Origin of the sequence: Xylanibacter ruminicola Ga6B6, assembly GCF_000687715.1 — a bacterium.
Classification (GTDB): Bacteria; Bacteroidota; Bacteroidia; order Bacteroidales; family Bacteroidaceae; genus Prevotella; species Prevotella ruminicola_B.
Genome location: NZ_JHXD01000002.1, coordinates 334,016 through 340,301, shown reverse-complemented (window position 1 = coordinate 340,301; position 6,286 = coordinate 334,016). Strand labels below are relative to the sequence as shown.

Below are 6,286 nucleotides of genomic sequence, written 5' to 3'. Positions count from 1 at the left end.
AGCGTCTGCAGGACGATGCTACTGGTCTCTACTACCAGAGTCCTGGCTACGTGTACTCTTTCCTAGAGAACGAACTGAAGACCGCAAGGGTTTCTTAAAAGTGTTGTACTTAAAGATGCAGAGTTATGTCAAATAAGGAAAAACAGGAGTTTATAGAGAAATTGCGTCGTGGTTTAGAGTTAGCAGAGAAAAGGATGCTGCAAGAAAAAGCCCGTAACAATGAGGACGTCATCGTATGTGGCGATGACAATGTGATACGCTGCATCCCTGCAAAACAGGTAATAGCCGATAATCCTATTTTCCAGGATTAAACAACCCATACTAACCTAAGACGATAATGTTCGAACATATCACTCTCGATATCATCCTGCTGTTGATGCTGTATGCCGTGGGGGCTACGGTGTCGGCGGTGGCTTGTGTGTATCTTTTGCTGCGCAGGGGCAACGCCTTTACGCGGCGCATATCTACGCCCAAACGACTGCGCCGGTGGACGGCTGCGTTCTTCGGAATCTTGACGGCAGGCCATCTGTGGTACCTGCCGGGAACCATGATGGCCGATGGCGATGCGGCCACGCTGTGGATGCTCATCGGCGCGCTGCTCGACTGCATGCTCACCATGCCCCTGGCGCTCGTGGTGATGCTCTGCATGCTGCAAGACCGCAAAAGGCCGCTCTGGATAGCGTGGCTCATCACGGCGCCGCTCATCATCCTCTCGGCCGTTAGCGTGGGCATGCGCAGCTACGCGCTGGTGCAGTGGATGCAGGGCTACTTCCTGCTGATGGCCGTGGGCTTCACGGCGTATATGGTGCGCGCCGTGCGGCAGTACGGCCGATGGCTGCGCGACAACTATGCCGACCTGGAGCACAAGGAGGTGTGGCAGAGCCTGCTGGTGCTGGCCGTCATCATACTGCTGTTCTGCTATTACGTGGTGGGCTACGGCAGCATCACCTACGAGTTCATCATCCAGCTGTGCGGCATCGCGCTCGTGGCCTATCTGCTTTGGCGTGTGGAGACGCTGCAGGACCTGAGTTTCCAGCCGATGGCCGATGGCGACATAGCGTTGGCCGAAGCGCAGCGGGCTGCTGCCGAGGCTGCCGAAGCCGATGACGAAGCCGATGACGATACTCTCGAGGGCGATGGCGGGCGCCCGCAGCCGGCCGAGGGCCTGTCGGAGGCCGTTATCCAGGAGATTGGTAAGCTGTTGCACGACCGCTGCGAGGGCAACAAACTCTACCTGCAGACCGACCTTACGTCGGTGCAGTTGGCTCAGGCCCTGGGCACCAACCGCACCTATCTCGGCATGTATTTCTCGAGCCAGGGCACTACCTACAATGCCTACATCAACATGCTGCGCATCAATTATTTCATAGAGCTCTTCCGCCAGGCGTCGGCCGCCGCCGAGGGCCAGTCTATCCAGGCCAAGCATTTGGCCAACCGCAGTGGCTACCGCAGCTACCGCACCTTCAGCGTAGCCTTCAAGCAGCGCACCGGCCAGAGCGTAAAAGACTGGATCGCCGAGCAAGAGTCCGCCCTGCAAGCCAATAAAGATTGATTTTCCCCCAAAACCCCTTGCAATATCCGAAAATTATTGTATCTTTGCGGCGTGAAATGATATAGAAATGGCAAAAAAGGTAATAGTAAAGATTCCAAATGTAACCGAGGAGGTTCGCATTGGCTACAGTTTCAACTACATGATTAAGGTGATGGCTGAGACTGAAGCTGCTGATGACGTACAGTGGGACTTTGCCGACGTAACCTTTCTGCATCCATTCTTTCTTGCCCCATTAGCTATCTACAAGAATACATCGGGCAAGGATATCGAATGCATCAACATATCGCTACGCATACAGTCGTATCTTAACAGCATCTGCTTCGACCGCATGCTTCATTTCGGTCAGGAGAAGAGTGAGGACATCGAGGCAGTTATGCAGAAATACACTGACAAGACCTATCTGCCGCTGTGTAGCTTTGCCATGACCGATTCGAACAAGGATACATTCGGATCTATCATGAAGACCGTGCTCATGAAGCAGGCAAATATCGGCCAGGGCGGCAGCTCGTCGCTGAGCTATCTCATCAGCGAACTGCTCGACAACATCTACGAGCACTCGCAGAGCCCCAATGGATACGTATTCTCGCAGTATCTTGAAAAAGAAGGTGTAATCAATCTCTGTATTGCAGATACTGGTATTAACATAGCCGGTAGTTTTAAGAAAGCAGGATTGTATCAGCAAGAAATCGATGGTAATGAGGCCGAAGCATTAAAACTGGCCAACGAAGGATACTCTACCAAGAATCGTCCAGAGGCAGAGAACCGTGGCTATGGCATTTCAACTTCTAAGGCAATGCTCGTAACAGGTATGAAGGGAGGGTTCTTTATGTTGTCGGGCGGAGCATTCCACCGATATGAGAATGGAGCAAACGACTATATCGACCTGGGTAACATCTTCAGATGGAATGGCACTGTTATACTCATGCGTATCCCAGTTGTATTACCCAAAGGATTTAATTATATTGACTATCTAGAATAAGGAGGTGATGATATGAAACAGACAATCAGACTGCAGGATATCTATAGCGCAGATCTCTACACACGTTCCAGAGCTTCTGAGCTGCGCAAATGCATTAACGACGATGCCGACGAGGTAACACTCGATTTCGAGGGCATCGGCTTCATGTCGCGCTCGTTTGCCGATGAGGTTTGCAACATCATCGACGACATGGGCGGCAAGACATTTACACTCGTCAATCAGAACAACGACGTGGCTACGATGATGACGAAAGTACGCGATGGCCGCAGTCGCGAACGCAAGCGTGGCGTAGAAAACGCAAAGATGTACGAATTCCAAGACATGGAAAGTCTTTCGGAATTCCTCATTGCTATGTAAGCTTATATCTGAAACCATAAGATCTCCCTCCGCACACTCCATGCGGAGGGAGTATTATTTAGGGGCTGCTCGCCCCTACGACCCCTAGGTGTTTTAGCATGGTATTAGATGTTGGCTGTCGCCAAAACATCACGCAGCCGAAAGCAATCCATGCCGGGGCTTTGATGCCCCGAGCATACCTTAATGAAAGAGCGACGAGGAGGAGCGGTTAAGTCTCCCTTACAAAGGGAGATTTAGAGGGTGGTGTTTCTTTTAGTTCTTTTCTTTGCGACAAAGAAAAGGACAGTCTGGGGGGACCCTCCCCCCGGCGGGGCCCGCCCCCGCGGAGTGGCAGAATTTACAAAATCAGTGGCAGAATTTACAAAATCTTCACTTCAGGCCAAAAAAAACTTGCAGGTTTCGAAGATTTTGCTTATTTTTGTAGCCATATTACTACAAACTAATGATATCAATACCATATAATACCTACTAATAACCTAATGAATGAATTTTAAGTATTTGATATTAACCCTTTAAAACAATTTAATTATGAAGAAAACAAGACTATTACTTCTGCTCGTGCTGCTCATGACGGCGGCGACGGGCGCGTGGGCGCAGGACGCCAAGCATTTGATTACGGCCACTTACCGCGAACAGACACGCTCGCTGGAGCAGCCGCTGCCCTACGCCACTACCATCGGCGAACTCTATGAGGCCGTTTCGGGCCAATCCTTCAGTGATTTAATCAGCAGTATGTCCTCTGTTGGCATGCCTCTTACCGGAATCACCTCCCGCAACACCAGCATCGTCAGCATTGGCGAATTTAACGGCGCAAGCACCCCGGTCACGGTTATAGCCGATGGCGAAACCATCATCAATTTAATTTTTGGTAGTTATGTTCAAGGCATCCCCGTCAGCGCCACCTCCCCCCTCTACGCTTACATGAAGGACGGCGTGAAGGATGCCGACAAGTGGACGGTGAAGGTTGGCGACGGCCAGGCCCAGGCGCTGCCCATCGGCGGACTGAAGGGCGACGGCACGGAGAAGGTGACGCTGCAGTACAACGGACGACTGAAGGTGAAGGGCGTCAAGGCTACAAGCGAAGCGGCTGAGGCCAGCGTTCCCGACGGGGCCATCAGCGGCAAGTTCAGCGTCAGCGATGGCAAGCAGGTTTATTTCTCGAAGGGTAACCTGCGCTACGCATCGTCGAAGTGGAGCTTCTTCGACAACCAGTATGACTATTACACCAGCCACAGCGCAGACGCATGGGACCACTTCGGCTGGAGCACATCTGCCACCACATACGGCATGAGTACTTCTTCAAACAACGACGATTATTCCGGCGACTTCGTGGACTGGGGCGCAACGATGGGCGCAGGCTGGCGCACGCTGACAAGTGACGAGTGGGCATATCTGCTGAAGACCCGCAGTGCATCTACCGTGAACGGCACCGAGAACGGCCGCTATGCCAAGGCTAAGGTAAACGATGTGGGGGGCGTTATCCTCTTCCCCGACACCTATACTCACCCCGACGGCGTGGCGGCTCCGACAGGTGTCAACGCAACAGACGAGTATGGCTGGGAAGGCAACAGCTACACCGCTGCGGATTGGACTAAGATGGAGTCTGCCGGCTGTGTGTTCCTGCCGGCTGCAGGCTGCCGGTATGGCTCGGAGATGATCGGTCTGGGCTCGGACGGCTACTACGGGTCTGCTACGCCTGATGGCGCGGACTATGCGTACCGCGTGAAATTCAATTCGGGCAGTCTGGAACCCGCGAACAGCATCAATCGGTGCCTCGGGTGCAGCGTCCGCCTCGTTCAGGAGGTTGCGCCCAACCCCTAAGTGAATCAGGGGACGGCATTCTGATCCCTCAGAGTAACCTCCCTCGCGCGCGTATATATATATATATAATGTATAGTATTCAAGGAGACGAGAATACAAGGAGACAGGAATACAAGAATTCGAGTATATGACGATGGAGGCGATGATGACGATGGCGAGAAAGGAGTGCTCCTACGGGGCGGAGAAGCTCGGCCCGAGGCAAAAAACATGGATTTCCGCTGCGGAAATCCGCTGCCCGAGGCAAAAAAACGGCTCTTCCGATGCGGAAATCGGCATTTCGGGGCAAAAAACTTGCTCTTCCGATGCGGAAATCGGTCTGCCGAGGCAAAAAGCTTGCTCTTCCGCTGCGGTGAAGCACCGCCCGAGGCTCAGAACTCGGATTTACGCCACGGAAATCGGGATTCGTATATCAATTTCATGAAAAGAGTGCCCCTGTCGGGGCAGAAATCTGACAAATCTGACCAAATCGAACAGATAAAATAAAATAAATTTGTAAGATTTTGAATGATTTGAATGATTTCTCTCCGAAGGAGACTCCAAAACTTAGATTAACTTAAACATTAAACGATATGGCAACAACAAGATTTCATCAAATCAACGCCTTTATCAACAAGGCGAACCACGCTCCCCACGCCGCCCACCTCTCGTGGATGCAGCGGTTTCAGGAGCGCGTAGGGACGCTCATCGTGACCGAACTGGGACAGGACTGCCCGGCAATGATCGTCAGTCAGAACACGGCACTGGTGGCCGCCGTACAGGCCGAGGACGAGGCCTACCGCACCATCACGCGCAGCCCGCTGTCGGACCAGATAGCCGAGGCCGACCAGGTGCGCGACAACACCTTCGTAGGTCTGCGCACCATGGTGGAGGCGCTGGGCCGCGTGGGCACCGCTGCGCAGAAGGAGGCGGCACCCCGCGTGCTGCAGGCCATGCGCGACTATCAGGTGAACATCAGCGAGGGCTACGAGCTGGAATCGACCCACATCGCCCAGCTCATCCAGCAGCTCGAAGTGTCGCCCCTGGCCGACGACTGCACGACGCTCGCCGTCACGGCGCTGGTCGGTCAGCTGAAGACGGAGAACCAGCAGGTGCAGACGCTCATTGCCCAGCGCAACGAGCAGCAGGCGGGCATCGACGCGCAGGCCATGCAGAGGGCCCGCGTGGCGGCCGACCTGGTGTATGTGGAGACGGTGATGGTCATCAACGCCTTCGCCGTGGTGGAGCAGCAGCAGGGCGTGAGCCCCTACGACCACGCCATCGACGTGGTGAATCAGGACCAGGACTACTACGTGCAGCAGGTGTTCCCGCGCGGCGTGAAGAAGCTGAAAATCGCCAACAACGTCTACTTCAGCTACTACCAGGGCGAGACCTGGCGCGAGGCGGTGGACGAGGGTCTGCAGTCGAACGAGGGCTGGACGGTGACGGCCGACGACGAGGTGCTCTTCCAGCAGCGCCGACTGCTGGACAAGCAGGGCGAGCCCGTGGATGCCGCCACGAAGGTGGAGGCCGGACAGTACTCGCTGGAGGCCGAGGCGCAGGACGGCGGGGACGTAACACCGGTGGTGCCCGAATAAGGA

Annotated in this window: 7 protein-coding genes; all 7 read left to right on the top strand. The window is 54.2% G+C overall.

The window, feature by feature from the left end:
• Positions 1–125 precede the first annotated feature (125 nt).
• Complete coding sequence (locus T500_RS0102810; RefSeq protein ID WP_028906863.1) at positions 126–311, top strand: hypothetical protein; 186 nt, start codon at positions 126–128, stop codon at positions 309–311.
• A 26-nt stretch (positions 312–337) separates the two neighbouring features.
• On the top strand, positions 338–1,552 hold the full coding sequence (locus T500_RS16265) for a helix-turn-helix domain-containing protein (protein WP_051611847.1): 1,215 nt from the start codon (positions 338–340) through the stop codon (positions 1,550–1,552).
• Positions 1,553–1,619: 67 nt separating this feature from the next.
• Positions 1,620–2,531, top strand: a complete 912-nt coding sequence (locus tag T500_RS0102800; protein ID WP_028906861.1) for an ATP-binding protein — start codon at positions 1,620–1,622, stop codon at positions 2,529–2,531.
• Positions 2,532–2,543: 12 nt separating this feature from the next.
• Positions 2,544–2,888 (top strand): STAS-like domain-containing protein, encoded by a 345-nt coding sequence (locus T500_RS0102795; RefSeq protein WP_028906860.1) that lies wholly within the window; start codon positions 2,544–2,546, stop codon positions 2,886–2,888.
• A 528-nt stretch (positions 2,889–3,416) separates the two neighbouring features.
• Complete coding sequence (locus tag T500_RS0102790; RefSeq protein ID WP_028906859.1) at positions 3,417–4,709, top strand: hypothetical protein; 1,293 nt, start codon at positions 3,417–3,419, stop codon at positions 4,707–4,709.
• Positions 4,710–4,836: 127 nt separating this feature from the next.
• Entirely contained in the window at positions 4,837–5,130 is a 294-nt protein-coding gene (locus T500_RS0102785; RefSeq protein WP_028906858.1) for a hypothetical protein, read from the top strand.
• Positions 5,131–5,278: 148 nt separating this feature from the next.
• Positions 5,279–6,283 carry a DUF6261 family protein gene (locus tag T500_RS0102780; RefSeq protein WP_155267406.1) on the top strand — a complete coding sequence of 335 codons (1,005 nt, stop codon included), beginning with the start codon at positions 5,279–5,281 and terminating at the stop codon, positions 6,281–6,283.
• Positions 6,284–6,286 lie beyond the last annotated feature (3 nt).

Coding starts and splice junctions, on each gene's coding strand:
- T500_RS0102780 (WP_155267406.1), top strand. CDS start 5,279: ATGGCAACAACAAGATTTCATCAAATCAACGCCTTTATCAACAAGGCG.
- T500_RS0102810 (WP_028906863.1), top strand. CDS start 126: ATGTCAAATAAGGAAAAACAGGAGTTTATAGAGAAATTGCGTCGTGGT.
- T500_RS0102795 (WP_028906860.1), top strand. CDS start 2,544: ATGAAACAGACAATCAGACTGCAGGATATCTATAGCGCAGATCTCTAC.
- T500_RS0102785 (WP_028906858.1), top strand. CDS start 4,837: ATGACGATGGAGGCGATGATGACGATGGCGAGAAAGGAGTGCTCCTAC.
- T500_RS0102790 (WP_028906859.1), top strand. CDS start 3,417: ATGAAGAAAACAAGACTATTACTTCTGCTCGTGCTGCTCATGACGGCG.
- T500_RS0102800 (WP_028906861.1), top strand. CDS start 1,620: ATGGCAAAAAAGGTAATAGTAAAGATTCCAAATGTAACCGAGGAGGTT.
- T500_RS16265 (WP_051611847.1), top strand. CDS start 338: ATGTTCGAACATATCACTCTCGATATCATCCTGCTGTTGATGCTGTAT.